We start from the raw sequence: 26,997 nt of genomic DNA on the forward strand, positions 1-26,997 counted from the left end.
CGCGCCGCCGATCGCGCCATTCTGCGCTCGCGAACTTTGTTCCGGGGGCCGGCCGCAAATGAAACGCAAGATCGCAGCGATTTTCGCAGCCGATATTGCCGGCTATTCACGACTGGTCGCGGAAGACGAAGAGGAGACGCTGCGGCGTCTCGCCTCCTATCGCGAGGTTGTCGACGATTTCATTGCCAAGGCGGGCGGACGCATCTTCAACACTGCGGGTGACGCCGTGCTCGCGGAATTTCCAAGCGCAGTCGATGCGGTGCGCTGCGCGATCGACATTCAGGAATCCCTGCGAACCCGCAACATGGCCTATCCGCCAAGCCGGCAGATGTCGTTCCGCATCGGCATCACCATCGGCGACGTGGTCGAGCGCGATGGCGATCTGCTCGGTGACGGCGTCAACATCGCCGCCCGGCTCGAGGGCCTCGCCGAGGTCGGCGGCATCTGCGTCTCTCGCGCCGTGCACGAGCAGGTCGCCAACAAGCTGTCGGTGCAGTTCGCCGATATCGGCGCGCAGGAGGTCAAGAACATCCCGACGCCGGTGCACGCCTACATGGTGGCAATGCGGCGCGGGGACGGCAGCTACGCGACGCCGCAGATCAAGAAGGTGGCGAAGGCTGCGGCCGCGCCGAACTGGATGTGGCCGCTGGTGGTCGGTGTCGTCTCCGTCGTCGCCATCGGCGTCGGTGGCTTCCTCTATTTCACCAAGCTCGAGACCACCAGGGCGCCGGCGGTTGCAGCGATTGCGCCAAGCTCTGCATCAAGTCCGATGCCCAGCGCGGCTGCGGCAGCAGCGCCAAGCCCGTCAGCCACCATGGCAGCGAAAGCGCCGATGCCCATGCCGGCACCATCGGCTTCACCGATGGCCGGCAAGTTTCCCGCCGACAGCGTCCCCTTTATCAACGAGCGCATCCGCAACTACCTGGCTGGCGACTATTCCGCTGCCGGCAACTACAAGGCGTTCGCGCTCAATGTCGGCGGGTTCACCGGCGCGTCGTTGAATCAGCCGAACGAGGAAGCCGCGCGCAACGCCGCACTCGATCAGTGTCAGAAGCGCGCCGATGCCGCGCAGTCGCCGCGGCGCTGCGAGCTCTATGCGGTCGGCAACAACATTGTCTACACGCACGGCAAGCCGCCGATGCCGCCGCAACCGTTCATCCGGCATGATGCCATGACCGAGCGTGCCTTTGCCTCCAAAGACTTTCCGATGGTGCGCGATCCCGCGAAAGTCCGCCTCGAGAACATGTTCGTGCCCGCTGCAAAATCCCGCGCGGTCGCGCTCGGCCCGGGCGGTCAATATTTCATGGTGATGGGCGCATCATCCGCCGACGATGCCGCGCGGCGTTCGCTGGAATCGTGCGGCGCGATCGCCGGCGTCGCTTGCCTGGTCGTTGCGGTCGACGAGAATTTCGTCGTGCCGATCCCGACCCTGCTGAGGATCACCGGCTTCTTCCACGCGGCGTCCAACGCCTCGATCGTCGCAGATGCGCGCGACGAGGTCGTGCGCAAGCTCGCCGACGGCATGGGCTGGAACGCCGTCGCGGTCGGCACCGCGGGCCGGCCGGGCCTCGGCCTCAAGGCCGCGGACGAGCAGACCGCCGTCAGTTCCGCGCTCGCCGACTGCGCCAAGCGCGACAGCGACTGCCACGTCATCGCGATCGGCCCGTTCACGGTGGGACCGATCAATTAGGCTCGCGCAAATTTCCGGCGAAAGTTCTCTAATGATTTCAACCCCGTTCTACTGTGCATGGGGTTGTTTTCGCGTTTTTAGTTGGCGAAGGGCGCAAACTGCTGCGCCACTGCGCTGTAGACGTGGCGGCGGAACGGCACCACGACATCGGGGACGCGGTCGAGCCGCTCCCAGCGCCAGGCGTCGAACTCGGCGGGCTGCCCGTTGCGCGGCGTCAGCGGATCGATCTCGTCATCCTTGCCGGTGAAGCGCAGCGCGAACCATTTCTGGCGCTGACCGCGGAATTTCGCCAGCCGATGCGTCTGCGGCCCGTCATAGGGCGGAAATTCGTAAGTCAGCCAGTCGGTCTCGCCGAGATAGGTTGCGCTCTTGACGCTGGTCTCTTCCCAGAGCTCGCGCAGCGCGGCATCGCGCAAATCCTCGCCCTCGTCGACGCCGCCCTGCGGCATCTGCCAGTCGAGGCCCGGCAGGATGATCTCGGGTCCGTCGCCCTTGAAGCGGTGCCCGATCAGCACGCGGCCATCGGCGTTGAACAGCGCGATTCCGACATTGGGACGGTAAGGCTTTTCATGGGTCACGCGTGGATCTCTCGTCGTCATTCCAGGCGATGCATTAGCATCAAGCTGGAATGGCGACCTGAACTAATCCCGCGCCAGCGCGGAAAATTCCTTCACCACGCGCTCGTAGACCGGACGCTTGAACGGGATGATCAGCCCGGTCAGGTTCTTCATCGGTTCCCAGCGCCAGCTCACGAACTCGGCCTTGTGGCCGCCGCCGGGCTTTTCGACGTTGATCTCGCTGTCCTTGCCGGTGAAGCGGACCGCGAACCATTTCTGGCGCTGGCCGCGGTAGCGGCCCTTCCAGGCGCGCCCGGCGACCGTGCGCGGAATGTCGTAAGTGAGCCAGTCCGGAACCTCGCCGAGCCGCTCGACCGAGCGCACGCTGGTCTCCTCATAGAGCTCGCGCTTGGCGGCCTCCCAATTGTCCTCGCCTGGATCGACGCCGCCCTGCGGCATCTGCCAGACATGGGTGTCGTCGACATGCTCGATGCCGCCGGCACGCCGGCCGATGAACACCAGTCCGTCCTTGTTGAGCAACATCACGCCGACGCAGGTCCGGTAGGGCAGATCCTCGTAACGCGCCATTCCGCCAGACCTCTCGCATGCCGTCGGTAAGGCTGAAGCAGGCCCCGCGGGCCTGTGCCGTACCAATCCGTTGATTTAGCTGGATTTTGATTTCAGCATCGCGGTTGTCAATGGCACCAAAAGGATACCTCGGTCGCCCAATGTCTTGGTCCAGACGCCAATGCGCTCGATCGAGACCGGGAGGGCGGAGGCGGTGCCTACGGCCACGCCGCGCTCGCGCGCCGCCGCTTCGAGCTTGGTCAGGGCGCGGTCGATCTCGGCCGGGGTCGGCACTGCGTCGATTGCGATATCGCCCTTGCCGAACGGCATCGCCAGGCTGCCGGCGGCCTGCGGTGCGATGCTGCGGGGCGAGGAGCCGTCGTCGAAGAAGCCGAGACCGCGCCTGGCCGCCTCGCGGATGATCGGCTGCATCGCCGGCTCCGTCGCGATGAAGCGGGCACCCATGAAATTGGTGAGGCCGGCATAGCCCTGCATCCGGCTCAGATGCCAGTACAGGCGGTCCATGTTCTGGTCGGCACTCAGCGAGGTCAGCAGCGTCTGCGGTCCCGGATCGTTGTCGGGGAAGTCATAGGGCTCCATCGGGATCTGGAGGAAGATCTCGTGGCGCTGGGCGCGGGCGCGCTCGGCAAGTTTTCCTGGATCGGAACCATAGGGTGTGAAGGCCAGCGTCACCGCCGGTGGCAGCCGCATGATGGCATCGGTGGTCTTGGCGGCGCCGACGCCGAGGCCGCCGATCAAGATCGCGACCACCGGCATCTTGGCGGCCTTGGCGCGATCGGCATCCGCCGCATAGACGTTGAACGGCTTCAGATCCCCGGAAATCGCCGGGATCATGCCGTAGCGCGATTTCTCGAGGAGTTTTGTGTCGATCCCGGCCATGACGGGCGGCGGTGCGGAGGCTGAGGCCGGCTCGCTCTTGCCGGCGGCATCGCCGCCGATCACCACGTCGTGGCGGGTGCCGGTGGAACCGTCGATCATGGTGACGGTCTTCTGCTCGCCCGCCTGCTTCAGTGCCTCCTTGGCCTCGTGCTTGCTTTCCTGCTTGCTGTCCTGGCCGTGGCTGGCGGCGGCCGGCTTGTCGTCGCCGGCCTTGTCTGCGGCACTGGGCTCGCGGATCGCGAGCCGCGTCATCGGCTCGCCGCCGAGCGGGTCCTTGTTGAAGATGGCGAAGCCGGCAAAGGTGACCAGGAACAGGCCGAGCAGGACTGCGAGCAGCTGCATGGCGGTGAACGGCAGCCGCAGCCGGCGTTTCCGGCGCGGCTTGTCCCGTCCGAGCGGGGCGCTCAGATCATCGGCCGTTTCAGTCATGCGCGATCCCGAATCACTCGAGATGACGATACCACGCCGGGGTCAAGCGGCGGCAGGCCGGGATAGGCCGGGGATATCAGGAGCTCCAAGCAAAAAGGGCGGCTCCGGGAGCCGCCCTTTTCGTCAGATCGCGATGCGCCGACTTAGTTCGCCGCTTTGGGCTTGTCGGTCGTGGCCTTGTCGCCGCCCGGGGTGGGCGCTGCGGAGGCGCTGTTCTTGATGCCGTGGAGCAAATCGTCGGCGAGCTTGAGCGCCTTGTCGTCCTTGGCGTCCGGCGGAACGTAGGACTGCGAGCCGGTCTTCTCGTCGCCGTCGTTCTTGAGATGGCCGCGCAGCGAAGCTTCGCCCTTGGTGTCGGTGCGCGACTTCAGCTCGTCCGGCACGTCCTGCAGCACTTCGATGTCGGGCACGATGCCCTTGGCCTGGATCGACTTGCCCGACGGCGTGTAGTAGCGCGCCGTGGTCAGACGCAGCGCGCCGTTGCCGGAGCCGAGCGGAATGATGGTCTGCACCGAGCCCTTGCCGAACGAACGCGTGCCGACGATGGTCGCGCGCTTGTGGTCCTGCAGCGCGCCGGCGACGATCTCCGACGCCGAAGCCGAGCCGCCGTTGACCAGCACAATGACCGGCTTGCCCTTGGTGAGGTCGCCCGTATGCGCGGTACGGCGCTGGGTCTCCTCGGCATTACGGCCGCGGGTCGAGACGATCTCGCCCTTCTCCAGGAAGGAGTCGGAGACGGTGACCGCTTCCTCGAGCAGCCCGCCCGGGTTGTTGCGGAGGTCGATGACGTAGCCCTTCAGCTTGTCGCCGATCTGATTCGAGAGGTTGGCGACCTCGCGCTTCAGGCCTTCGGTGGTCTGCTCGTTGAAGGTGGTGATGCGGATATAGGCGATGTCGTCGGCCTCGATGCGGGCGCGCACCGAACGGACGCGGATGTTGTCGCGCACCAGCGTGACGTCGATCGGATTGTCCTGGCCCTTGCGGATGATCTTGAGCTTGATCTTGGTGTTGACGGGGCCGCGCATCTTCTCGACTGCCTGGTTCAGGGTCAGCCCCTGCACCGCTTCGTCGTCGAGATTGGTGATGATGTCGTTGGCCATGACGCCGGCGCGCGAGGCCGGGGTGTCGTCGATCGGCGAGACCACCTTGATCAGGCCGTCTTCCATCGTGACTTCGATGCCGAGGCCGCCGAACTCACCGCGGGTCTGCACCTGCATGTCGCGGAAGCTCTTGGCGTCCATGTAGCTCGAATGCGGATCGAGACCGGTGAGCATGCCGCTGATCGCGGATTCGATCAGCTTGGTGTCGTCGGGCTTCTCGACATAGTCCGAGCGCACGCGCTCGAAGACGTCGCCGAACAAATTGAGCTGGCGATAGGTGTCCGCGGTGGCGGCTCGCGCGCTGGAGCCCATGAAGACTGCGCGCGGTTGCGTCACGAACAGCGTCAGCGCCGCACCGGTGGCCGCGCTGAGGAGGATAACTGAAGTCTTGCGCATCATCCGCGAACCTTCTCGCCTTCATTTGCGGCCCACCATGGGCCTGGATCGATTGGAGTGCCGTCTTTGCGGAACTCGACATAGAGCACAGGTTGACTCGCGTTCGTGGCGAGAATGGAGGCGACTTGAGAAGTCGACCCCATGGTCGCGACAGGCTCCCCCGTGAGCACAAACTGACCGATGTTGACCGAAATGCGCTCCATCCCGGCGATCAGCACATGATACCCGCCCCCGGCATTGAGGATCAAGAGTTGTCCATAGCTGCGGAAGGGGCCGGCATAGACTACCCAGCCATCACACGGCGTCGTGACCTGGGAGCCGGGCCGGGTCGCCAGCGAAATGCCCTTCTGGACCCCGCCGAGCCCGTCCGAACCGCCGAAATCCCTGATCTTGTTACCGTTAACCGGAAGAGGCAGCAGGCCCTTGGCCGCAGCGAAGGCCATCGCAGGGGTGGTCCGGGAACGATCCTTGAAAGCGCCAGGGCCGGTCTTGGCGCTGGCGGCCGCGTTTGCAGCGGCCTTTGCCTCGGCCTGCTTGGCGGCCTCAGCCGCCTTCTCGGCCGCCTTGGCGGCACTTTGCAGATCCTGCTCCATCTTGGCGATCAGCCCCTGGAGATCGCCGACCTGTCGTGAGAGCGCGACGGCGCGCGCATTCTCGGCGTCGAGGTCCTTTTCGCGCGACGCCTGCTGGCGCTGCCGCTCGTCGACCAGAGCTGCGAGCCGGGTCTGGTCGTTGCGGACCTTGTCGCGGTCGGAGGCAAGCTGGTCGCGCTCGGTCGCGATGGTCTTGCGCAAGGCCACGAGCTCGCCGAGCTCGCTTGCGATCTTCTCGGCGCGCCCGCGCAATTCCGGCACCACGGCACCGAGCAGCATCGCCGTGCGCAGCGATTGCAGGGCATCCTCGGGCCTTACCAACAGCGCCGGCGGCGTCCGCCTTCCGGCGCGCTGCAAGGCCGCCAGCACCTCGACGATGTCGGCGCGGCGCGAATCGAGCGAGCTGCGCATCGCCTGCTCGCGGCCGTTCAGCGATCGCAGCCGCGCTTCGGCTTCGTCGATCTTGGTCTCGACGGTGCGCACATTGGCGGCGGTGTCGATCAACTGTTGATTGAGCTGGGTGCGGTCCTGGCCGAGCGAGGTGATCTCGGCCTTGAGCTTGGCCTGCGCTTCCTCCGCGCTCTTCTTGCTGGCGCGCGCGGCTTCGAGCTCCTGCTCGCGCTGCTTGATCGCATCGGGCGCGACGGCCGCAGTCTGCGGTGCAGGCGTCTGAGCTTGCGCAAGGCTTGCGCCCAAAATACTTGCGCCGGTCATGCCGGCGATCAGCAGCAGGTTGAGGACAGGCGCTCGCATCGCTATAGGCAAAGGTGCTCGTTGTGGCGCGGATCACGCGCGGTGATAGGGGTGGCCGGCCAGAATGGTGGCGGCCCGATAAAGCTGTTCCAGAAGCATGACGCGGACCATTTGATGCGGCCAGGTCGCAGAGCCGAACGCGATCGCGAGCTTGGCCTTACGGCGCAATTCGGGCGAAAGTCCGTCCGCCCCTCCGATCATGAAGATAGTGTGGCCGGCACCCTCGTCGCGCCAGCGGCCGAGATGCCGTGCGAATACGGTCGAATCCAGATTCTGGCCGCGCTCGTCCAGCGCCACCAGGACCGATTTTTCGGGAATATGCGCCGAGATCGCCGCCGCCTCTTCGGCCATCCGCGTCGCGGTATCGCGCGCGCGGCTTTCGGGCAATTCGTGGATGGCGAGCTCGCGGAATCCGAGCTTGCGGCCGGCCTCGTCGAACCGCTCGAAATAGCGGTCGGCAAGCTCCCGTTCGGGGCCCTGCTTCAGCCGGCCCACCGCAATGACGGCTATGCGCATGATATGTTCAGGGTCGCGTTTTCTGGACCGCGCGCGATATGCGCGCGCACGACGCTAGCATGCGCGTCAGCCGATTCGAAATCGGCCAGCAGCCTCTCAGATCGCCTTCGCCGCCCCTGGGCCCTGCGTGTACAATCTCTCGAGACTGTAGAACTCGCGGACCTCGGGTCTGAACACGTGCACGATCACATCGCCGGAATCGATCAGCACCCAGTCGCAATTGGGCAAGCCCTCGACGTGGATGTTCTTGATGCCGTTTTCCTTGAGGCCTTTGGCGACGTTCTCCGCGATCGCGCCGACGTGCCGGTTCACCCGGCCGGTCGTGACGATCATGTAGTCGGAGTAGGCCGATTTGCCGCGAAGGTCGATGGTAACCGTCTCTTCCGCCTTCATGTCGTCGAGGCGGGAGAGGATCAGGCTCAGCGTCTTGTCGGCGTCGGGTTGCGCCTTCAAGGCCGCAGCTTTGGTCGATGTTTTACGCGTCGGCTTGGCAACCTTGGGTAAAACAGACTTCAGTGAAGCCGTCTTGGGTGATGCTGTCTTGGACAATACAGATGTGGTCAGGGACCATTCCTTTCACTGTATCGCGAACGCCGAATCCGGCGCTCACTGGTTACACTACATCATGTGGGGTTAAGGGTTTCAATATGCCAGAGAGCCGAAGGCCGCATGGCGTTCGCACAAATCCGACTCACTTCGTACCTTTCCAGCTTCCGTCCGGGTTCCGTAAGCCGGTCGACGAGAGATTCAGCTTCATACCGGTCAGGAATACCCAGGCCGGGGCGGCCCGATCGGCAAGCAATGGCGCCTCATTCTCCGGCAAGCGGTAGCGCCTGAGCGCCTGGGCGGCGGGAGAGGCGAGGGCACGAAAGCTCTGCGGCGGGCGATCGATGACCGCGATCGGCACCTGACCGGCGATGCGCCGCCAGTGCTGCCAACGATGGAATTGAGCGAGGTTGTCGGCGCCCATGATCCAGACAAAGCGCAAGCCCGAGAGGCGGCAGCGCAAGGTGTTGATCGTGTCGATAGTATAGCGCGTGCGAATGACGGATTCGAGACAGCTCACCTCGATCCTGGGGTCGTCGGCCACGTCGCGCGCCGCCTGCATGCGCTCGCCGAGCTCGTGCAACGCGCCGTTCTCCTTCAGCGGATTGCCTGGCGTCACCAGCCACCACACGCGATCGAGCTGGAGACGTTTCAGCGCGAACTGGCTGATCGCGCGATGAGCCTGGTGCGGCGGATTGAACGAGCCGCCGAGCAGGCCGATGCGCATGCCCGAAGTGTGGCTTGGTATGGCCTGCGCGAAGAAACGTGGCGCGACGAAATTGTTGCTCAATGCCCCGCGCCTTGCGTCGTCTACGGCCGCGTCTGCCCGGTGCCGTGAACGCGATATTTGAAGCTCGTCAGCTGCTCGGCGCCAACCGGGCCGCGGGCATGGAATCTGCCGGTGGCGATGCCGATCTCGGCGCCGAAGCCGAACTCGCCGCCGTCGGCGAACTGCGTCGAGACGTTGTGCAGCACGATCGCCGAATCGACCTCGCTCAGGAATTTCTTCGCAGCGGTCTCATCGGCGCTCACGATCGCATCGGTATGGTGCGAGCCGTGGTTCTGGATATGCGCAATCGCGCCGTCGACGCCGTCCACCACCTTCGCTGCGATGATCGCATCGAGATATTCGGTGTCCCAATCGTCCGCGCTCGCGGGTTTGACGCGGGCATCGGTCTTTTGCACGGCATCGTCGCCGCGCACTTCGCAGCCGGCCTCGATCAGCATCTCGACCAGCGGCTTCAGGTTTTTACCGGCAGCGGCGCGATCGACCAGCAGCGTCTCGGCGGCGCCGCAGACGCCGGTACGGCGCATCTTGGCATTGAGCACGATCGACTTCGCCATGGCGAGGTCGGCGCTGCCGTCGATATAGACATGGTTGACGCCTTCGAGATGCGCAAACACCGGCACGCGCGCTTCCTGCTCGACGCGCGCGACCAGGCTCTTGCCTCCGCGCGGCACGATCACGTCGACGGCGCCGTTCAATCCCGACAGCATCTGGCCTACCGCCGCGCGGTCGCGCGTCGGCACCAGCGTGATTGCAGCCTCGGGGAGGCCCGCTTCGCGCAGGCCCTGCACCAGGCAGTCATGGATCGCGCGGCAGGAGCGGAAACTGTCGGAGCCGCCGCGCAGAATCACGGCATTGCCCGACTTCAGGCACAGCACGCCAGCGTCCGCCGCAACGTTTGGCCGGCTCTCAAAGATCACGCCGACGACGCCGAGCGGCACGCGCACGCGCTCGATGGTCATGCCGTTCGGCCGCTGCCAGCTCTCGGTGACGATGCCGACCGGATCGGCGATGCCGCGCACGATGCCGATGCCCTCGGCCATGCCCTCGACCCGCGCCGGCGTCAGCGTCAGGCGGTCGATGAAGGACGAGGTGGCATTGCCGGAGGCGCGGGCCTCGGTGACGTCCTCGGCATTGGCGGCAAGGATCGCAGCTGCATTGTTGCGGATCGCCCGCTCCATGGCCTCGAGCGCCCGGTTCTTCTGCTCCGGCGGCGCCAGCGCCAGCACGCGCGCGGCAGCGCGGGCACGGGTACCGAGATCGGTCATCAGCGCCTGAAGATCGGCATTGCCGTCGACGGCTTTGAGGGGGGCGGCCATGGGGAGTTTCAACCTTCTGCTAAGGCGGTGTCCTAGCACGGAAATCCCGCTTTTGCGAAGGGCGGGGAGGGTATGGCAGGGCTTCACGTGCTGGTTCGGCTGGGCCAATGACCCATCTACGGCGTCATGGCCGGGCTTGTCCCGGCCATCCACGGATTACCACGCGGTGCAAAGAACGTGGTTGCCCGGGACAAGCCCGGGCATGACGGTCTGGGCGCCTGCCGGCCCCTACCCGCCCATCACCAGATCGTCCCGGTGGATCATCTCGGACCTCCCGCTGATCCCGAGAATCGCCATCACATCCGGGGAGGAGCGGCCCTTGATCCGCTCGGCATCGTCGGCGTCGTAGGCGATCAGGCCGCGGCCGACCTCGCTGGTGTCGGGGCCGCGCACGATCACGGCGTCGCCGCGGGCGAACTGGCCCTCGACTTTGATCACGCCGGCCGGCAACAGGCTGGCGCCGGCGCGCAGCGCCGCGACCGCGCCGGCGTCGATGGTCAGCGTGCCCTTCGGCTCCAGCGAGCCCGCGATCCAACGTTTTCGCGACGTAATGGGATTGGCCGGCGTCAGGAACCAGGTGCAGCGGCCGCCATCGGCGACCGCTTGAAGGGGATGCTCGATCTTGCCCGAGGCGATCAGCATATGCGTGCCGCCTGTGGTCGCGATTTTTGCGGCTTCGACCTTGGTGCGCATGCCGCCGCGCGAGAGCTCGGATTCGGCGTCGCCTGCAACGGCCTCGATCTCCGAGGAGATGCTGTCGACGACGGGAATGAGCTTGGCGTTCGGGTTGTTCTTCGGCGGGGCGTCGTAGAGCCCGTCGATGTCCGATAGCAGCACCAGCAGGTCCGCGCTCGCCATGGTGGCGACGCGCGCGGCGAGGCGGTCATTGTCGCCGTAGCGGATCTCGTTGGTGGCGACCGTGTCGTTCTCGTTGATCACGGGGATCGCGCGCCACTCCAGGAGCTTGCCGATGGTGGAGCGCGCGTTGAGATAGCGGCGGCGCTCCTCGGTGTCCTGCAGCGTCACCAGGATCTGGCCGGCGCCGATGCCGTGGGCGCCAAGGACCTCCGACCAGATCCGCGCCAGCGCGATCTGACCGACGGCGGCGGCCGCCTGGCTCTCCTCCAGCTTCAGCGGGCCGCGCGGCAATTTCAGGCGGCTGCGGCCGAGCGCGATCGAGCCGGAAGAGACGACGAGAACGTCCCGCCCCTCGCGATGCAGCTTGGCCATGTCGTCGGCGAGCGCGGCAAGCCAGGACGCCCGCACCTCGCCCTTGTCGGAATCGACCAGCAGCGCGGAGCCGACCTTGACGACGATGCGGCGGAATTGACTGAGTTCGGGGCTGGCCATCTATGTATGTGGTGTGTGTATGTGCTGGAGAGCGGCGCCGGTAAGGCCTGCTTTTGCAGCAGGACGATGGCCGGCGCAAGGCGGCAGGCCCGGTAAACGGCGCTTGTCCGGAGCGCCCGTCTGGCTCTAACTGTCGCCAACCATAATGGGCTCAAAGAGGAAACCAATGGATCGCCGCAACTTCATCGCCGGATGCCTCGGGTTGCCGTTGTTGGCGCAGGTGGGCGGTTCGCAAGCACAGACCGGGCTGACAAAAATGATCTTCCCGTTCGCGGCGGGAGCGGGTGGCGACACGCTGTGCCGGCTGATCGCACAGGAGATGGCGCCGGGGCTGCAGCGGACCATCGTGGTCGAGAACCGCACCGGCGGAGACGGCCTGATCGGCATCAAGGCGGTGAAAGGGGGCAGCCCCGACGGCAGTATGGTGCTGGTGACCACCGGGCCCACGATGTACCTGCTGCCGATGGTGGAGACGACCCCGAGCTTCGACACCGCAAGAGATTTCGTCCCGGTCTCGCTGCTGGCGCGGTTTGAGTTCGCCGTCGTGATCAGCCCGACGATCGATGCCGCGGATTTCAGGGGATTCGTCGCCTGGCTGAAGGCGCATCCGGACAAGGCATCGTTCGGCGTGCCGAGCAACGGCACCATCCCGCATTTCATGGGCTCCAAGCTCGAGAAGGACCTCGGCATCCCCATGACGCGCGTGCCCTATCGCGGCAGCGCGCCCATCCTCAACGACATCATCGGCGGTCACATCTCCTTCGGCATCGTCACTTTGGCCGATGCGCTGCCGCAGCATCGCGCCAAGGGCGTGAAGATCATCGCGGTCGCGAGCGCCGAACGTTCGCCGTTTGCCTTGGAGGTACCGACCTTGAAGGAGAGCGGCATCGATCTCGTCGCCGACGCCTGGTACGGCATGTGGCTTCCCGCCGGCAGCGCGCCGGAATTCGCCAGCAAGCTCGGCGCGGCCGCAAGCGCCGCGCTCGCCAAGCCTGAGGTGAAGGAGAAGCTCACCGCGATCGGGCTGATCCCGGTCGGCAGCAGTGCGGAAGGTCTGGCCAAGGAGCTCGCCGCCAACACCGCCTTTTGGCAGCCGATCGTGAAGGCGACGGGGTACAAGATCGAGAATTGACCCGAGCGCTTCACTCTCTCCTCATCCTGAGGAGCGCGCTCTTGCGCGCGTCTCGAAGGATGAAAGGCCCGACTGCCACAGCGCGGCCTGCATGGTTCGAGACGGCGTTTCGCGCCTCCTCACCATGAGGGTCTTAGAGCTTCGCGCGTTGCGCGATGCCGTCCTTGATCGACGCCAGCTCCGCTTCGTCCCAGATGCCGATCAAAATCCCGCCCTTCACCTGGAGCTGGTTGTCGGCATAGGCCGCGATCTTCTCGCGCGGTGTTGTGATGTGGTCGTTGGGATGCAGCGCCCAGTCGAACAATTCGGCTTGCAGTCGTGCGATGATGCCGGCGCACTCTGGATCGTCGCCGCGATCCAGAAACTCTTCCGGATCGGTTTCGAGGTCATACAGCATCGGGCGGAAGCCTGACGCGTGGATGTATTTCCAGCGGCCGTCGAACACCATGAACAGGCGGCAGCGTTCGATCGGCTGGTTCAGCTTCAGCCGCACGTCCTGCATGACATAGTCGTATTCGGAGAACGCCACCTTGCGCCAATCGGGCGGGCTCTCGCCGCGCATCAGCGGCAGCAGCGAGCGTCCCTCGAGGATATGGCCCGGCACCTTGCCGCCGAAATAATCCACGAAGGTCGGCGCGAGATCGATGGCTTCGACCAGCGCATCGTTGCGCGTGCCGCGCGTCGCATCCGCCTCCTTCGAGGGATCGATGATGATGAGCGGGATCTTCGCCGACTGCTCGTGGAACAGGTCCTTCTCGCCCATCCAGTGATCGCCGAGATAGTCGCCGTGATCGGAGGTGAACACGATCATGGTGGTGTCCAGCAGATCGCGCTCCTCCAGGAATTTCATCAGCACGCCCATCTGGTCGTCGATCTGGGTGATCAGGCCCATATAGGTCGGGATCACCTTCTCGCGGGCATCGTCGCGCGCCATGTTGCGGGAGTAGCGCATGTCCATATAGGCGCCGAACACCGGATGCGGGTTCTGGCGCTCGCGCTCGGAGCGGATCACCGGGATCATGTCCGATGTCGAATACATGCTGGCGTAAGGTTCGGGCGCAATGTAGGGCCAGTGCGGCTTGATGTAGGACAGATGCAGGCACCACGGCCTGCCGTCGGTCTCCGCTTCGCCGATGAAGTCCATCGCGCGTCGCGTCATGTAGGGCGTTTCGGAATGCTCGTCCGGCACGCGCGCGGCCTTGTCGGCATGCACGAGCAGCCAGCCGTTCTGGAGCGAGCCGTCCTCGGCCGCGCCGGAATTGGCCCAATGCTCCCAGGGATTGGGCGCATCAAAACCCTGCTGGCGCAGATACTCGTCGTATTTCGGGCGCGGCCGCCCCGTGGGATGCAGGCCGTCGTCACGCTCATAGGGCTCGAACCCGCATTCGGCGACGTGCACGCCGATCATCGATTCCGGCGGGATGCCGAGCGCCTTCATGCCTTCGAGATCGGGCGCCATGTGGGTCTTGCCGACCAGCACGTTGCGCACGCCGAGCTTGTTGAGGTGATCGCCGAGGGTGGGCTCGCCGACGCGCAACGGCCAGCCGTTCCAGTGCGAGCCGTGCGAACGCATGTAGCGCCCGGTGTAGAACGACATGCGCGACGGGCCGCAGATCGGCGATTGCACATAGGCCTTGCTGAACAGCACGCCGCGCTTCGCCATGGCGTCGATGTTCGGTGTCTTCAGCGTGGGGTGGCCGGTGCAGCCGAGATAGTCATAGCGAAGCTGGTCGCACATGATCCAGAGAACGTTCTTCGCGCGCGCCATGAATCATCCCTGCCGTTTCTTGATTGGCCGATGCTGCGCTATCGAGGGCGCGAAGACAAGCAGGGGGTCCGATTCCGCTGCGTCACAAGCAACGAACCTCATCCTGAGGAGCCCGCGACAAGCGGGCGTCTCGAAGGATGGCCACGGGCGAGAGCCGGGCCTTGATGGTTCGAGACGCGCGTTCCGCGCTCCTCACCATGAGGTCTTCAAGCCGGATTGTTCAAACCGACCAAGGCTCCGCTTCGGCCGCGCTCTTCGCCTTGGCGGAGACCGGGCTCTCGCCGATCACATCCGCCAGAGCGCGCAGCGCTTCCTGCACGCCATCGCCGGTGGCGGCGGAGAGCAGCAGCGGGGTCTTTTTGGCGGCGCGCTTCAGCCGGTCCTTCTGCTTCTTCAACTCGTCCGGCTCGACCGCGTCGATCTTGTTCAGCGCGACGATCTCGATCTTGTCGGTGAGCTGCCCGGCATAGGCGTCCAGCTCGGTTCGCACCGTCTTGTAGGCCTTGCCGGCGTGCTCGCAGGTTGCATCGACGAGATGCAGCAGCACGCGGCAGCGCTCGACATGGGCGAGGAAGCGGTCGCCAAGACCGACGCCTTCATGCGCGCCTTCGATCAGGCCGGGGATATCAGCCAGCACGAATTCGCGGCCGTCGGCATTCACGACGCCAAGCTGCGGATGCAGCGTGGTGAAGGGATAGTCGGCGATCTTCGGCTTGGCCGCGCTGACCTTGGCGAGGAAGGTCGATTTGCCGGCATTGGGCAGGCCGACGAGGCCGGCATCCGCGATCAGCTTCAGCCGCAGCCAGATCCAGCGCTCCTCGCCGGGCTGGCCGGGATTGGCATTGCGCGGCGCACGGTTGGTCGAAGTCTTGAAATGCGCGTTGCCGAAGCCGCCATTGCCGCCTTCGGCCAGCACGAATTTTTCGCCCACAGTCGTGAAATCGTGGATCATGGTCTCGCGATCTTCATCGAAGATCTGCGTGCCCAGGGGGACCTTCAGCACGATCGACTTGCCATTGGCGCCGTGGCGGTCCGACCCCGAGCCGTTCTCGCCCTTCTGGGCCTTGAAGTGCTGCTGGTAGCGATAGTCGATCAGCGTGTTCAGGCCGTCTGCGACCTCGATGATGACATTGCCGCCGCGGCCGCCATTGCCGCCGGAGGGGCCACCGAATTCAATGAATTTTTCGCGGCGGAACGCCACGCAGCCGTTTCCGCCGTCGCCGGAGCGGATATAGACCTTTGCTTCGTCTAGGAATTTCATGGGCCATAGGTAGGCCAGCCGGTCCCGCGCGGCAACCCGGATAGACCCGCAAATCGGCCGAAACCCGGCGATTTGTGGCCTTGCTTAACCAACTGGCCGGCGGCCCCTACGTGTCGTCCCGGACAAGCGAAGCGCAGATCCGGGACCCATAACCACAGGGAGGCGTTTGGCGAAGACCGGCAGTGGACTGGTCTTCATGCGGTTAGGATGGCCGGCGCCGGATCAGGAATTTCTGCACACCCTCCAGCACCAGCTCCTTGCGCTGGTTGAACACGGTGCTTTTGAGCGTCACCGCGCCGGTCGAGCGTCCCGGCACCAGCTCGGTGACCTCGAGCGCGGGATAGATTGTGTCGTCGGCGAACACCGGCTTGAGGAACCGGCTCGATTGCTCGAGGAAGCCGACCAGGGAGTCCTCGACCATGAACGGAAACAGGCCTGCGCCGGGTGCGGTGTGGATCAGCGTCTGGAAACCGTGGGCGAGCAGATGCGGCATGCCGCGGCTGCGGCAATACTCCACGTCGTAATGCACCGGATGGGTGTCGCCGCTCGCGGTCTGGAAGGCCGCGAACACGGCCGTCGTCTGCGTGCGGCTCGGCAGCACGAAGCGTTCGCCGACCACGAAATCCTCAAACCAGCGTTGCGCGGGGATCATGCGATGCCGGGCCGGGTCGAAGTCGGTCATGGCTAAGCTCTTTCCTGGCTCTTTCGTTCGGTGTCGCCTATCGCTACCGCGACGCGAAGAGTGCGGCAATCCGTTCAATTCGTCTTGCGTGGGCTTGTCGCGGGCGCTCACGTCATTAAAACGACCGCAAGCGACTCCGGTCGCCATTCCGACGCTCTCTCCGCTCGTCATTGCGAGCGAAGCGAAGCAATCCAGACTGTCTCCGCGGCAACAGTCTGGATTGCTTCGTCGCAAGAGCTCCTCGCAATGACGAGTTTCCACGAACGACAGCAATGCCCCTCTTCAAGAATCTCTCGGCCTATGACGAACGCTCGGCGCGCCTCGCCGGGATCGCACTCATGGTGCTGTCGATCTTCATGTTCTCGTTCGGCGACGCCATGGGCAAGTTCCTGGTCGGGACTTATTCGGTGGGGCAGCTGCTGTTCCTGCGCGCCTGCGCAGCGCTGCTGCTGCTATCGCCGCTGGTCTGGCGGCAGCGTCACCAGTTCCTGCAGCTGGAGCGGCCGGGCCTCCAGCTCTTTCGCGTCGTGCTGTCGACGCTGGAAGTGGCGGCCTTCTTCCTTGCGACGGTCTACCTGCCGCTCGCCGACGTCATCACCTATTATCTCGCCGGGCCCATTTTCGTCACCGCGATGTCGGCGATCTTTCTCGGCGAGAAGGTCGGCTGGCGGCGCTGGACGGCGATCCTGATCGGCTTCTGCGGCGTGCTGATCGCGCTGCGGCCGTCGGCACAGACGGTGAGCCTGCCGGCGCTGATCGCGCTTGGCGGCAGTCTTTCCTTCGCAACGCTGATGCTGATCACGCGCAGCCTGCGCAAGACGCCCGATATCGTGATGGCGTCGTCGCAATTCGTCGGCACGTTCTTGCTGGGTGCGGTGCTGTCGGCGTTCCACTGGGTGCCGCCGACACCGGGCAGCCTCGTGATCTTCGCGCTGGCGGGATGCGTCTCGGTCACGGCGCTGTTCTGCGTTAACCGCTCGCTCAAGCTCGCGCCGGCCAGCGTCGTCGTGCCCTATCAATATTCGATGATCGTCTGGGCGGTGATCTTCGGCTTCGTCGTGTTCGGCGACGTGCCCGAAATCGCCACCATCGTCGGCGCCGCCATCATCATCGGCGCCGGGTTCTATATTTACTTGCGTGAGCGCGATCTGGGGCGTGGGGACGCGGATGTGAATCCGCCGGCGTAATCACAGTCATCGGCGTCGTCCTGGACAAGCGGAGCGCAGATCCAGGACCCATTACCCCAGGGAGGAGTTTGATGAAGATTCGTGGTTGATCGTTCGCGCCACGACTTCACCCTGGGGTAATGGGTCCTGGCTTTCGCCAGGACGACAGTTGAGGCCGCTTCCGCCTACCTCACCCTCCGCGCACTGCTCCAGCTCTTCAGCGACGCCCACACACTGCGTGACAGGCGGAAGCAGTCGACGGGCGTGGACGAGCCCAGCGCCAGGAAGCGATGCAGCTGGACGCCGCTCCACTGGAAGCCGCACTTCTCCAGCACGTTGCGCGAGGCCGGGTTGGTGACGCGCGCACCTGCATAGAGATGGTCGTCCTCGAACTCCTCGAAGAAGAAGTCGATCGCGCCGCGCGCGGCCTCGGTGGCGAAGCCCCGGCCCCAATGCTCGACGCCGAGCCAATAGCCGAGCTCGGCATTGTCGGGTGTCGAGCGGTCGATGCCGACCACGCCGACGGGGCCGCTGTCATGCTCAATCAGGAACACGGTCTCGCCGCCGGGCGCGGCGGTGGCGCGGACGAAGGCGATAGCGTCGTCCTGCAAATAGGGATGCGGGAGGCGCCTTGTGTTTTCGGCGACACGGCGGTCGTTGGCGAGGAGGGCGATGGTCCTGACGTCGGCGAGGGTCGGCCGCCGCAAGGTCAGCCGTTCGGTGGCGACGACGCTCGGTCTCGCCTCCCGCAAGGTCACGCTCGAAAAATCCTGCAACATGTCCGGCTCCGTCGAAGTCACTCAGTGAAATGAGCACGCAAACGAAAGGGGAGGCCGGTTTCCCGCCTCCCCTGGAGCCTTCGATCTCTAGGATCTCAAGGACTCCGCCGGTTCGGTCTGGGACCCGGCGGACTCCAAATTTGATCCACCGTCTATTCAGCCGCCTCTGCGAGCGGGAGCACCGAGATGAAGGTGCGGCCGTTGGCTTTGGCCTGGAACGTTACGCGACCCTCGACCTTGGCGAACAAGGTGTGGTCCGTGCCCATGCCGACATTAAGGCCGGGATGCCAGGTGGTGCCGCGCTGACGCGCAATGATGTTGCCGGGAATCACAACTTCCCCGCCGAACGCCTTGATACCGAGGCGCTTGCCCTTGGAATCGCGACCGTTGCGCGATGAACCGCCTGCTTTTTTGTGAGCCATGGCTCGTCTCCGAAATTCTACGTATGTCTAGATCAATTCCTTGACGGAATCATTTCACAATTTCTCACGCATCAATTCGTGATGGCGCGTGATCAAATTATGCGGCGGCCTCTTCGGTGGTCGTTTCCTTGACGACCTTTTCCCGCTTCGGACGCGGCCCCTTGGTGGGCTTGGCGCCGTCCGTCAGGATCTCCGAGATGCGCAGCACCGTGATCTCGTCGCGATAGCCGCGCTTGCGGCGCGAGTTCTTGCGGCGGCGCTTCTTGAAAGCGATGACCTTGGGACCGCGCTTGTGGTCGAGCACCTCGACCGCAACGGACGCACCTGCGACCGTGGGCAGACCCAGGATCGGCGTGTCGCCGCCGACCAGGAGAACTTCATTGAGCTGCACGATCGAGCCGACTTCGCCTTCGATCTTGCCTACTTCCAGGACATCATCCGGAACGACGCGGTACTGCCGGCCGCCGGTTTTGATGACTGCGAACATCGTTGTTTTCCTTCGTGTTCATTCCCGGCCTCGCGACATATCGTCGGGGCCGGCTTTTTGTCAGTCGTTATGGGTTTATGCGAGTTTTGTGCGGGCGGGAGTTATCCCTTTGAAAACCCACGCAAAAACAAGCGGCGCGAGAAACGCCCCGCGCCGGTTGCGGGATTTATAGCCGCTGACAGCACGGAGTCAAGGAAAAGCCGGCGAAAACGGCCCGGATTTGAAGCATTTGGGCCCGATCCGGCCCCGCAGGCGAATTTCGGCCCGCGCGGCAACCAACAGGTTCCCCCGCCGTTGTCCCCGCGAATTCAGTCAGACGGGCAAGGGGCTTACCATGGCAACGGACGAGCTGGTCAAGACGACGACGGGCATCGCCACCCACGGCGCGGAGCGGTTGCCGTCGGTGGACATCGACAGCTTCAACATCGAGATGAAGGACGAGGACGGGTTTCTCGGCGACCGCGCCAGCAAGGGCGCGTTTCGCGAGATCCTCGATCGCTGGCGCAAGCCGCTGCGCAAGACCGGCGAGGACCCGTTCGGCAAGGAGCCGTCCGAGGAGATCAGCAAGAAGACACTGGATGCCATCCTGATCGGGGACGACACCGAGGCCTCCGCGCTGGTGCACAGCGCGATCGAGGACTTTGCCCAGGAGCTCGCCTATGTCACCCGCCGTTTCCTCAAGTCCAAGGCCTGGGCCAAGACCGAGCGCATCGTGGTCGGCGGCGGTTTCCGCGATTCCCGGCTTGGCGAGCTCGCGATCGCGCGCACCGAGATCATCCTCAAATCCGAGGACTTCAAGATCGACATGATGCCGATCCGCCATCACCCCGACGAAGCCGGCCTGATCGGCGCGCTGCATCTGGCGCCGTCGTGGATCTTCGAGGCCCATGACAGCATCCTCGCCGTCGATATCGGCGGCACCAACATCCGCTGCGGCCTGGTGGAGACCAGCTGGAAAAAGGCAAAAGACCTGTCGAAAGCCAAGGTCGTGAAGTCCGAGCTGTGGCGCCATGCCGACGACGAGCCGACGCGCGAAGGCGCGGTGAAGCGGCTCACCAAGATGCTGAAGGGGCTGATCACCGAGGCCGAGAAGGAAGGCTACAAGCTGGCGCCGTTCATCGGCATTGCCTGTCCCGGCGTGATCAACGCGGACGGCTCGATCGAGAAAGGCGCGCAGAATCTGCCGGGCAATTGGGAGAGCAGCAAGTTCAACCTGCCGGCGAGCCTGCTCGAGGGCATCCCTTCCATCGGCGAGCACGACACCGCGATCCTGATGCACAATGACGGCGTGGTTCAGGGCCTCTCCGAGGTGCCGTTCATGCAGGACGTCGATCGCTGGGGCGTGCTCACCATCGGCACCGGGCTCGGCAATGCCCGCTTCACCAACCGCCGCAAGGACAACGGCCAAGGCAAAGGTAACGGCAAAGATAATGGCAAAGACCGGGAGTCCACGGAGAACGGGAAGAAAAAAGGCAAAGAATGACAAAGAATGACAAGGAGTAACCTTGTCTGGTTAGGTTAAGAAACGGATTGCGTTGCGGTGCACGGGTTACACGCTACGGTGGAACCGTCGCCTCACCTGGCCGGCGAAGCCGCCCTTCCCAGCCAGTATTTCAATGAGCGGCACGGGACCGCCAGTGTTTACCGCGTCTGGCGGTCCCACCCCTCTTTCAGCGCATAATGAATGAGACGGGCCTCGTGCCCCGATAAAGGTGCGTTCCCTCCCCCCTTGTGGGGGAGGGCCAGGGAGGGGGGTAGCCCAGGAAAACGTGCCGGTCATTGATTGCGCGGCGAGAAACAGAGCGGAAGCGGTGAAACGGGCAGCGGATTTTCCCCTTTCGCGCCTTGTCTGGCCCGCCATCCTCGCCTATTAACGCCCGAACCACAGGGGCCCTGCTCCTTACTTGGCGCCTTCAGGAGAGGTGGCAGAGTGGTCGAATGCACCGCACTCGAAATGCGGCATAGGTGCAAGCCTATCGGGGGTTCGAATCCCTCCCTCTCCGCCAATATCATCCGCCACAATAAAAGGGCTTCCAGAAAGCGCGGCAGATCAGTCCGATCTTGCGGGCCCTCGCTCCGCCAGCACCGTCCGCGCCGTCGCCACAAACGCCTGCGCGGCCGGGGACAACGTCCGACCCTGGCGCTGCAGCAGCGACACCGGGCGGGTAATGGCGGGGCGTATCAGCGGCTTTGCGATCAGAGTCGGAAATTGATCTGCCGGCAGCATCGTCGCAGGAAGGATCGCGAGGCCGAGGCCCTGCGCCGTCATGGCGAGCGCGGTGTTGATCAGCGTCACTTCATAGGTTGGGTTGAGGTGCTTGCCCTGGGTGCCCAGCGCCTGATCGATCTGCATGCGAATCCGCGTCTCGCCCCGCATCGCGATCGTCGGCATCTGAGCCAACTCGTCCCATGTCAGCGAGCGCCGTGCCGCGAAGTCGGCGGTGCGGCGGCCGATCGCGCTCAGGCGGCCGCGGGTCAGCGTCTCGATCGTGAGCTCCGCGAATTCTCCCTCGACACTGCCGATCGCGAACTCCGCATCCGTCGCGATCAGACGCGGAACGAGATCGTCGGCGGCGACGTCGCGCATGTCGATTTCGATGTCGGGATAGCCTGCCCGGAATTTTGCGAGCACCGAGGGCAGCAGCGCCGATGCGGTACCGGCTGAGGCGAGAAACGCGACCCGGCCGGCGCGCGCTTGCGCCAGGTCGCGCATGCGCCGCGACAGGCCCAGCGCATCGCCCAGCATCCGTTCGGCGACATGAACTGCCTCGTCAGCGGCCAGCGTCGGCTGCACCGAACGCGTGGAGCGATCGAACAGTTTGACGCCGAGCTGCGCTTCGAGCTGCTGGATCAACAGGCTCGCCGCCGATTGCGTGATCCCCAGCTCGCGCGCGGCCCGCGTGATGCTGCGCGTGCGGTACACGCCGGTGAAGGCTTGCAATTGCCGCAAGGTGACGTTCATAGGCAAAGCTCATGAATTGATGAGTTCTTTCCGGCTTATCACATAAGCGAGCATGCAATAAAATGCATCCCGTGGACGGTGAAGCCGCGATCGCCAAGGGATTGGAAACGAACATGAGGACACAGGTGCTGGTGGTGGGCGCCGGGCCCATCGGATTGACCGCGGCGATGGATCTGGCTTCCCGTGGGATCGACGTCGTGGTCGCGGAGATCCGCCATGCCGGCGATCCGCCCAGCGTCAAATGCAATCACGTCTCGGCGCGTTCGATGGAGATCTTCCGCCGGCTCGGCGTCGCCGCAAAGCTGCGCGACGCAGGCCTGCCCGCAGATTTCCCGAACGACTGCTCCTACCGGACCACGGCGACCGGCATCGAGCTGTGTCGCATCGACATTCCCTCGCGCGCACGCCGCTACAATGCCACCGGCGGCCCCGATACCTGGTGGCCGACGCCGGAGCCGCCGCACCGGATCAACCAAGTCTATCTCGAGCCGATCCTGTTCAGCCATGCCGCCGCCCAGTCGCGCATCACCATTCTGGCGCGCACGGAAATCACGGACATCGAGCAGAATGACGACCATGTGGTCGCATTGGCGCGCGACCTCGACAGCGGAAGCTCGCTCCGCATCGAGGCTTCCTTTGTGATCGGTTGCGATGGCAGCCGTTCGCTGGTTCGCAAATCGATCGGTGCCAACCTGTCCGGCACGCCGGTGATCCAGCGCGTGCAATCGACCTTCATCGAAGCGCCGCAGCTCAAGGAGCTGATGGGCGCGCACAAGCCGGCCTGGATGGTGCTCTCGCTCAACCCGCGACGTTCAGGCACGACGGTCGCGATCGACGGTCGTGACCGCTGGCTGATCCACAATCACCTGAAGCCAGACGAGCCCGAATTTGATTCGGTCGATCGGGACTGGGCGATCCGCGCCATTCTCGGCGTCGACGAGCGCTTCGAATACCGCGTCCTCAGCAAGGAGGACTGGGTCGGGCGTCGACTTGTCGCCGATCGCTTCCGCGACCGCAGGGTCTTCATCTGCGGCGACGCCGCGCATCTGTGGATGCCGTATGCGGGCTACGGCATGAATGCGGGCATTGCGGACGCCGTCGACCTGTGCTGGCAGGTGGCGGCGCATCTGAACGGGTGGGCGCCGGCTTCGATCCTCGATGCCTACGAGGCGGAGCGTCAGCCCATCACCGAACAGGTGTCGCGCTTTGCCATGGACCATGCGATGAAGATGATGGCGCAGCGTGGCGGCGTCTCCGCGGAGATCGAGGACGACACGCCGCGCGGCCACGCCGCGCGTGCAGCGCTGGCCAAGGCGGCCTACGATCTCAACGTGCAGCAATATTGCTGTGCCGGATTGAACTTCGGCTACTATTACGATGCCTCGCCGATCATTGCCTATGACGGCGAGACGCCGCCGGCCTACGCGATGGGCAGCTTCACGCCCTCCAACGTGCCCGGCGCTCGCGCGCCGCACCTGTTTCTGCGGGACGGACGATCGCTCTACGATGCCTTCGGCGCCGGCTACACTTTGCTGCGGTTCGATCCGGCGATCGATGTGGCGCTATTGAAGTCTGCCGCAGAGCAGCGCGGCATTCCGCTCGCGCTGCTCGACATCGCGCCGGACGAAGCGAACGGCGCGTATGCCGAGAAGCTGGTGCTGGCTCGGCCCGATCAGCACATCGCCTGGCGCGGGCAGGCCGCGCCCGCGGACCCACAAGTCTTGCTGACGCGTATCATCGGCGCTTCGGCGTAAGGCGATTTGAAGCCGACGGTCTCGCGGCGAAGTCCGCCGGGAGGTGGTTCACCAAGGCGTGGTTCACAAACAAGAACGTACCGGGGAGGGAAACGTGTTTCACGTTGCAAGCCGTCGCATTTCGGCCGTGCTGACGGCCGCGAGTTTCGCCGTGCTGCCGCTGGAGGCGGGCCGAGCGGCCTATCCCGAGCAATTGATCAAGATCATCGTGACATTTCCGCCCGGCGGCAGCGCCGATACCGTCATCCGCGCGCTCGAACCGTTGGTGACCGCCGAGCTCAAGCAGGGTCTCGTGATCGAGAACCGTGCGGGTGCTGGAGGCAACATCGGCATGGCTGCGGTCGCGCAGGCCAAGCCTGATGGCTATACGCTCGGCGTCGCACCGGCAGGCAGCCTGACGGTCAATCCGCACCTCAATTCGTCGATGCCGTTCGATCCGAAGGATCTTGCGCCGATCACCCTGCTCGCGAAAATTCCCTTCGTGCTCGTCGCCTCGGCGGACGTGCCGGCGCACACGACGGCGGAGGCGATCGCGCTTGCCAAGGCCAAGCCGGGCGCGTTGTCGATCGGGCATGGCGGCAATTCGACGGCCATGCACTTGACCGCAGCACTGTTCACGCAGAAGACCGGGATCGCCATGGAGCTGGTCCCCTATCGCGGGACCGCACCGGCGACGGTCGACGTTCTCGCAGGCCATGTCCCCTTCGCGGTACTGGATATCCCCGCATCGAGGCAACTGATCCTCGAAGGCAAGCTCAACGCCATCGGTGTGTCGTCTGCGCAGCGTCTGTCGTCCTTGCCCGATGTGCCGACACTCGCCGAGAGCGGTATTGCGGGTTTCGAATCCGTCGGCTGGTTCGGGCTGGTTGCTCCGGCCGGCACGCCAGCCGATATCGTCGGCCGGTTGAACGAAGCTTTCGGAAAAGCCCTGAAGGATCCGTCGGTGGTCGAGAAGATCCGGACGCTTGGCGCAGAGCCTGCACCGACCTCGCCCGAGCAGTTCAGCCGTTTCATCCAAAGCGAAAGTGCGAAATGGGGCAAGCTAATCAGTGAAGCGGGCATCAAGGCGAATTAAGTGTCGCCCAGTTGGACGATTCCGCCCCCGCGTAAGTCATTGATCTTGCAGCCCCCGGCTACTGTGCATGGGGTTGTTTTCGCGCTTTTTGTTGTTGGGTCTTGGAAAGCCTACAGGTAATCGTCACGCCACCCCGGCTGGCACCTCCAGATCGGACCACGACCACAACACGAGACAACCATGCAATCTTCCGGCAGCGGCTGGGGCAACGGGCTTCTTGGCGTCATCATCTTCAGCGGCTCGCTGCCGGCGACGCGCGTGGCGGTCGGCGGGTTTTCCGCGCTGTTCCTGACCTCGGTGCGCGCGGTCATCGCGGCGCTGATCGGTGTGGCCGTGCTCGGCCTGCTCCGTCAGGCGCGGCCGCAGCGCAAGGATCTCGTCTCGCTCGCGATCGTCGCCGTCGGCGTCGTGGTCGGCTTTCCCTTGCTGACGGCGCTTGCGCTTCAGCACATCACCTCGGCGCATTCGATCGTCTTCATCGGGCTCTTGCCGCTGTCGACCGCGATCTTCGGTGTGTTGCGCGGCGGCGAGCGGCCGCAGCCGATGTTCTGGCTGTTCGCGATTTTGGGCAGCGCCACCGTCGCGGGCTTTGCGCTGTCCAACGACGGCACCGCATCGCTCACCGGCGATTTGCTGATGGTCGCGGCGATCGTGCTGTGCGGGCTCGGCTATGCCGAAGGCGCCGCGCTGTCGCGCCGGCTCGGCGGCTGGCAGGTGATCTCCTGGGCGCTGCTGCTGGCGCTGCCGCTGATGCTGCCGGTCGCGATTTGGACCTGGCCCTCGACATGGAGCGGCGTCGGCGTGCCCGCCTGGATCGGGCTCGCCTATGTCTCGGTCTTCAGCATGTTCGTCGGCTTCATCTTCTGGTATCGCGGGCTCGCGATCGGCGGCATCGCGCGTGTCGGCCAGTTGCAGCAGCTCCAGCCGTTCTTCGGCCTCGCGCTGGCAGGCCTGCTTCTGCACGAACCGGTCGCCTGGAGCATGATCGTCGCGACCGCGCTGGTGGTCGCCTGCGTCTTCTTCGCGCGGCGGTTTGCCTGAGGCCGAATCGATGCGGCCTTAGTTCTTGCCCGCTTGCGGCTTTTCGATCCCCGGCAGCTGGGCGATCCGCTCGGCGAGAAAGTCGATCAGCAGCCGTACCCGCGCGATGCCGGACCGCTCCGGGACGATCAGCATGTTGAACGGAACGGAAGGCGGCGCGTAGTCTTGAAGCACGTGCTCAAGTTGGCCGGATGCAAGAAGGTCGTCGACGAGCCAAAGATGGGCCGGCGCAATGCCACGACCGGCCACGAGCGCCTCGCGTGCGGCAAGCCCGTGATCCACCCGCAGCCGCCCTGCGAACGGGACCACATGGCGGGCGCCGCGGCGCCCGTGCAGCACGAGCACGTCGCTGCCGGCGATGTTCGACATCCTGACACCCTCGTGGCTGGCGAGATCCTGTGGCCGCGTGGGCCTGCCGCGCGAAGCCAGATAGTCCGCTGCGGCCACAAGCACCCGCCGCGACTGACCAAGCAGCCTGAGCTTCATCGAGCTGTCGGGGAGCGGCCCCAGACGCAGCGCGATATCGACACCTTCCCGCACCAGGTCGATCCGCTCGTCGGTCAGGCTGAGATCCACCGCCACGTCCGGATAGCGGTCCTGGAACGCGAACACCAGACGACTGACGTGGAGCACGCCGAAAGCCGCGGTGCAGGAGACGCGTACCGTTCCGGCAGGCGCGCCGCGCGTGCTGCGCGCCTCGTCGCCGGCGAGTTCGACCAGGCGCAGGATCTGCACGCAGTCGGCATAGTAGCGGCGCCCCTCCTCCGTCATCGTCACGCTGCGTGTGGTCCGCGTGAGCAGCGGCACGCCGACGGCCTGCTCCAGTTCCCGAAGATGCCGCGTCACTGTCGACTGGCCGAGGCCAAGCTCGCGCGCGACCGCGGACAGGCTTCCGCGCTCGGCAACCCGCACGAAGCTGCGCATGCGTTCGAGCGTCACGTCCGATCTATCCATATTTCGGCAGG

General features: G+C 65.0%; 25 protein-coding genes and 1 tRNA gene. 8 read left to right on the forward strand and 18 right to left on the reverse strand.

The genetic code is table 11. The features are described from left to right. The first annotated feature begins 58 nt into the window (after window positions 1-58). Entirely contained in the window at window positions 59-1,690 is a 1,632-nt protein-coding gene (locus AC0L30_RS29725) for an adenylate/guanylate cyclase domain-containing protein (RefSeq protein WP_473405830.1), read from the forward strand. Window positions 1,691-1,767: 77 nt separating this feature from the next. On the opposite strand, the gene AC0L30_RS29730 is transcribed toward AC0L30_RS29725, so the two are convergent. The 10 genes from AC0L30_RS29730 to proB form a co-directional block, all read right to left on the reverse strand. Further along, entirely contained in the window at window positions 1,768-2,268 is a 501-nt protein-coding gene (locus AC0L30_RS29730) for an RNA pyrophosphohydrolase (RefSeq protein WP_007598899.1), read from the reverse strand. Between the two features lie 63 nt (window positions 2,269-2,331). Next, a complete protein-coding gene (locus AC0L30_RS29735) occupies window positions 2,332-2,835 on the reverse strand; it encodes an RNA pyrophosphohydrolase (protein ID WP_007598900.1) in 504 nt (167 codons plus the stop codon). A 75-nt stretch (window positions 2,836-2,910) separates the two neighbouring features. Continuing rightward, complete coding sequence (locus AC0L30_RS29740; protein ID WP_473405831.1) at window positions 2,911-4,143, reverse strand: divergent polysaccharide deacetylase family protein; 1,233 nt, start codon at window positions 4,141-4,143, stop codon at window positions 2,911-2,913. Window positions 4,144-4,286: 143 nt separating this feature from the next. After that, on the reverse strand, window positions 4,287-5,642 hold the full coding sequence (locus AC0L30_RS29745; RefSeq protein WP_007598902.1) for a S41 family peptidase: 1,356 nt from the start codon (window positions 5,640-5,642) through the stop codon (window positions 4,287-4,289). Continuing rightward, window positions 5,639-6,985 carry a murein hydrolase activator EnvC family protein gene (locus AC0L30_RS29750; protein WP_219681804.1) on the reverse strand — a complete coding sequence of 449 codons (1,347 nt, stop codon included), beginning with the start codon at window positions 6,983-6,985 and terminating at the stop codon, window positions 5,639-5,641. The genes AC0L30_RS29745 and AC0L30_RS29750 overlap by 4 nt, the downstream gene beginning before the upstream one ends. A gap of 33 nt (window positions 6,986-7,018) precedes the next feature. Beyond that, window positions 7,019-7,501: a 23S rRNA (pseudouridine(1915)-N(3))-methyltransferase RlmH gene (gene rlmH / locus AC0L30_RS29755; protein WP_007598905.1), complete on the reverse strand. Its 483-nt coding sequence runs from the start codon at window positions 7,499-7,501 to the stop codon at window positions 7,019-7,021. Window positions 7,502-7,597: 96 nt separating this feature from the next. Continuing rightward, entirely contained in the window at window positions 7,598-7,954 is a 357-nt protein-coding gene (gene rsfS / locus AC0L30_RS29760; protein WP_007598906.1) for a ribosome silencing factor, read from the reverse strand. A 238-nt stretch (window positions 7,955-8,192) separates the two neighbouring features. Next, window positions 8,193-8,837, reverse strand: coding sequence for a nicotinate-nucleotide adenylyltransferase (locus AC0L30_RS29765; RefSeq protein ID WP_473405832.1), 645 nt, complete (start codon window positions 8,835-8,837; stop codon window positions 8,193-8,195). 20 nt (window positions 8,838-8,857) lie between these two features. Then, entirely contained in the window at window positions 8,858-10,153 is a 1,296-nt protein-coding gene (locus AC0L30_RS29770) for a glutamate-5-semialdehyde dehydrogenase (protein ID WP_473405833.1), read from the reverse strand. A 228-nt stretch (window positions 10,154-10,381) separates the two neighbouring features. Further along, entirely contained in the window at window positions 10,382-11,503 is a 1,122-nt protein-coding gene (gene proB, locus AC0L30_RS29775; RefSeq protein WP_027515023.1) for a glutamate 5-kinase, read from the reverse strand. Between the two features lie 166 nt (window positions 11,504-11,669). Here proB and AC0L30_RS29780 point away from each other — a divergent pair, with 166 nt between their 5' ends. Next, complete coding sequence (locus tag AC0L30_RS29780; protein ID WP_473405834.1) at window positions 11,670-12,635, forward strand: Bug family tripartite tricarboxylate transporter substrate binding protein; 966 nt, start codon at window positions 11,670-11,672, stop codon at window positions 12,633-12,635. Window positions 12,636-12,768: 133 nt separating this feature from the next. Here AC0L30_RS29780 and AC0L30_RS29785 read toward each other — a convergent pair whose 3' ends face one another. The 3 genes from AC0L30_RS29785 to AC0L30_RS29795 form a co-directional block, all read right to left on the reverse strand. Then, window positions 12,769-14,403 (reverse strand): alkaline phosphatase family protein, encoded by a 1,635-nt coding sequence (locus AC0L30_RS29785; protein ID WP_473405835.1) that lies wholly within the window; start codon window positions 14,401-14,403, stop codon window positions 12,769-12,771. 220 nt (window positions 14,404-14,623) lie between these two features. Next, entirely contained in the window at window positions 14,624-15,664 is a 1,041-nt protein-coding gene (gene obgE, locus AC0L30_RS29790; protein WP_473405836.1) for a GTPase ObgE, read from the reverse strand. 202 nt (window positions 15,665-15,866) lie between these two features. Continuing rightward, window positions 15,867-16,346 (reverse strand): MaoC family dehydratase, encoded by a 480-nt coding sequence (locus AC0L30_RS29795; protein WP_473405837.1) that lies wholly within the window; start codon window positions 16,344-16,346, stop codon window positions 15,867-15,869. A 272-nt stretch (window positions 16,347-16,618) separates the two neighbouring features. Here AC0L30_RS29795 and AC0L30_RS29800 point away from each other — a divergent pair, with 272 nt between their 5' ends. Continuing rightward, window positions 16,619-17,533 (forward strand): DMT family transporter, encoded by a 915-nt coding sequence (locus tag AC0L30_RS29800; RefSeq protein WP_456766763.1) that lies wholly within the window; start codon window positions 16,619-16,621, stop codon window positions 17,531-17,533. Between the two features lie 164 nt (window positions 17,534-17,697). Here AC0L30_RS29800 and AC0L30_RS29805 read toward each other — a convergent pair whose 3' ends face one another. The 3 genes from AC0L30_RS29805 to rplU all read right to left on the reverse strand — a co-directional run bounded on the left by AC0L30_RS29805 (window position 17,698) and on the right by rplU (window position 19,200). After that, window positions 17,698-18,291, reverse strand: a complete 594-nt coding sequence (locus tag AC0L30_RS29805; protein WP_473405838.1) for a GNAT family N-acetyltransferase — start codon at window positions 18,289-18,291, stop codon at window positions 17,698-17,700. Window positions 18,292-18,443: 152 nt separating this feature from the next. Next, a complete protein-coding gene (gene rpmA / locus AC0L30_RS29810) occupies window positions 18,444-18,713 on the reverse strand; it encodes a 50S ribosomal protein L27 (protein ID WP_007598923.1) in 270 nt (89 codons plus the stop codon). 97 nt (window positions 18,714-18,810) lie between these two features. Then, on the reverse strand, window positions 18,811-19,200 hold the full coding sequence (gene rplU / locus AC0L30_RS29815) for a 50S ribosomal protein L21 (RefSeq protein ID WP_007598925.1): 390 nt from the start codon (window positions 19,198-19,200) through the stop codon (window positions 18,811-18,813). A 334-nt stretch (window positions 19,201-19,534) separates the two neighbouring features. Here rplU and AC0L30_RS29820 point away from each other — a divergent pair, with 334 nt between their 5' ends. Continuing rightward, complete coding sequence (locus AC0L30_RS29820; protein WP_473405839.1) at window positions 19,535-20,683, forward strand: ROK family protein; 1,149 nt, start codon at window positions 19,535-19,537, stop codon at window positions 20,681-20,683. A 433-nt stretch (window positions 20,684-21,116) separates the two neighbouring features. Next, window positions 21,117-21,206, forward strand: a tRNA-Ser gene (locus AC0L30_RS29825). A gap of 44 nt (window positions 21,207-21,250) precedes the next feature. Here AC0L30_RS29825 and AC0L30_RS29830 read toward each other — a convergent pair. Further along, window positions 21,251-22,162, reverse strand: a complete 912-nt coding sequence (locus AC0L30_RS29830) for a LysR family transcriptional regulator (protein ID WP_007598929.1) — start codon at window positions 22,160-22,162, stop codon at window positions 21,251-21,253. Window positions 22,163-22,275: 113 nt separating this feature from the next. Here AC0L30_RS29830 and AC0L30_RS29835 point away from each other — a divergent pair, with 113 nt between their 5' ends. The 3 genes from AC0L30_RS29835 to AC0L30_RS29845 all read left to right on the forward strand — a co-directional run bounded on the left by AC0L30_RS29835 (window position 22,276) and on the right by AC0L30_RS29845 (window position 26,032). Further along, the gene (locus AC0L30_RS29835; protein ID WP_473405840.1) at window positions 22,276-23,916 is read left to right on the forward strand and encodes an FAD-dependent oxidoreductase; all 1,641 of its coding nucleotides are present in this window, start codon (window positions 22,276-22,278) and stop codon (window positions 23,914-23,916) included. 94 nt (window positions 23,917-24,010) lie between these two features. Further along, the gene (locus AC0L30_RS29840; protein ID WP_473405841.1) at window positions 24,011-24,991 is read left to right on the forward strand and encodes a Bug family tripartite tricarboxylate transporter substrate binding protein; all 981 of its coding nucleotides are present in this window, start codon (window positions 24,011-24,013) and stop codon (window positions 24,989-24,991) included. A 180-nt stretch (window positions 24,992-25,171) separates the two neighbouring features. Next, entirely contained in the window at window positions 25,172-26,032 is an 861-nt protein-coding gene (locus AC0L30_RS29845; protein WP_473405842.1) for a DMT family transporter, read from the forward strand. 18 nt (window positions 26,033-26,050) lie between these two features. Here AC0L30_RS29845 and AC0L30_RS29850 read toward each other — a convergent pair whose 3' ends face one another. Beyond that, window positions 26,051-26,986, reverse strand: a complete 936-nt coding sequence (locus AC0L30_RS29850; RefSeq protein WP_473405843.1) for a LysR family transcriptional regulator — start codon at window positions 26,984-26,986, stop codon at window positions 26,051-26,053. Window positions 26,987-26,997: the final 11 nt, after the last annotated feature.

It is taken from the genome of Bradyrhizobium sp. MI1.11, from assembly GCF_055811255.1.

Excerpts from the sequence above, each read along its gene's own strand:
- AC0L30_RS29725 (WP_473405830.1), top strand. The coding sequence starts at position 59 with ATGAAACGCAAGATCGCAGCGATTTTCGCAGCCGATATTGCCGGCTAT.
- AC0L30_RS29735 (WP_007598900.1), bottom strand. The coding sequence starts at position 2,835 with ATGGCGCGTTACGAGGATCTGCCCTACCGGACCTGCGTCGGCGTGATG.
- AC0L30_RS29740 (WP_473405831.1), bottom strand. The coding sequence starts at position 4,143 with ATGACTGAAACGGCCGATGATCTGAGCGCCCCGCTCGGACGGGACAAG.
- AC0L30_RS29745 (WP_007598902.1), bottom strand. The coding sequence starts at position 5,642 with ATGATGCGCAAGACTTCAGTTATCCTCCTCAGCGCGGCCACCGGTGCG.
- AC0L30_RS29750 (WP_219681804.1), bottom strand. The coding sequence starts at position 6,985 with ATGCGAGCGCCTGTCCTCAACCTGCTGCTGATCGCCGGCATGACCGGC.
- rlmH (WP_007598905.1), bottom strand. The coding sequence starts at position 7,501 with ATGCGCATAGCCGTCATTGCGGTGGGCCGGCTGAAGCAGGGCCCCGAA.
- AC0L30_RS29770 (WP_473405833.1), bottom strand. The coding sequence starts at position 10,153 with ATGGCCGCCCCCCTCAAAGCCGTCGACGGCAATGCCGATCTTCAGGCG.
- proB (WP_027515023.1), bottom strand. The coding sequence starts at position 11,503 with ATGGCCAGCCCCGAACTCAGTCAATTCCGCCGCATCGTCGTCAAGGTC.
- AC0L30_RS29780 (WP_473405834.1), top strand. The coding sequence starts at position 11,670 with ATGGATCGCCGCAACTTCATCGCCGGATGCCTCGGGTTGCCGTTGTTG.
- AC0L30_RS29785 (WP_473405835.1), bottom strand. The coding sequence starts at position 14,403 with ATGGCGCGCGCGAAGAACGTTCTCTGGATCATGTGCGACCAGCTTCGC.
- obgE (WP_473405836.1), bottom strand. The coding sequence starts at position 15,664 with ATGAAATTCCTAGACGAAGCAAAGGTCTATATCCGCTCCGGCGACGGC.
- AC0L30_RS29795 (WP_473405837.1), bottom strand. The coding sequence starts at position 16,346 with ATGACCGACTTCGACCCGGCCCGGCATCGCATGATCCCCGCGCAACGC.
- AC0L30_RS29800 (WP_456766763.1), top strand. The coding sequence starts at position 16,619 with ATGCCCCTCTTCAAGAATCTCTCGGCCTATGACGAACGCTCGGCGCGC.
- AC0L30_RS29805 (WP_473405838.1), bottom strand. The coding sequence starts at position 18,291 with ATGTTGCAGGATTTTTCGAGCGTGACCTTGCGGGAGGCGAGACCGAGC.
- rpmA (WP_007598923.1), bottom strand. The coding sequence starts at position 18,713 with ATGGCTCACAAAAAAGCAGGCGGTTCATCGCGCAACGGTCGCGATTCC.
- rplU (WP_007598925.1), bottom strand. The coding sequence starts at position 19,200 with ATGTTCGCAGTCATCAAAACCGGCGGCCGGCAGTACCGCGTCGTTCCG.
- AC0L30_RS29820 (WP_473405839.1), top strand. The coding sequence starts at position 19,535 with ATGGCAACGGACGAGCTGGTCAAGACGACGACGGGCATCGCCACCCAC.
- AC0L30_RS29830 (WP_007598929.1), bottom strand. The coding sequence starts at position 22,162 with ATGAACGTCACCTTGCGGCAATTGCAAGCCTTCACCGGCGTGTACCGC.
- AC0L30_RS29835 (WP_473405840.1), top strand. The coding sequence starts at position 22,276 with ATGAGGACACAGGTGCTGGTGGTGGGCGCCGGGCCCATCGGATTGACC.
- AC0L30_RS29845 (WP_473405842.1), top strand. The coding sequence starts at position 25,172 with ATGCAATCTTCCGGCAGCGGCTGGGGCAACGGGCTTCTTGGCGTCATC.
- AC0L30_RS29850 (WP_473405843.1), bottom strand. The coding sequence starts at position 26,986 with ATGGATAGATCGGACGTGACGCTCGAACGCATGCGCAGCTTCGTGCGG.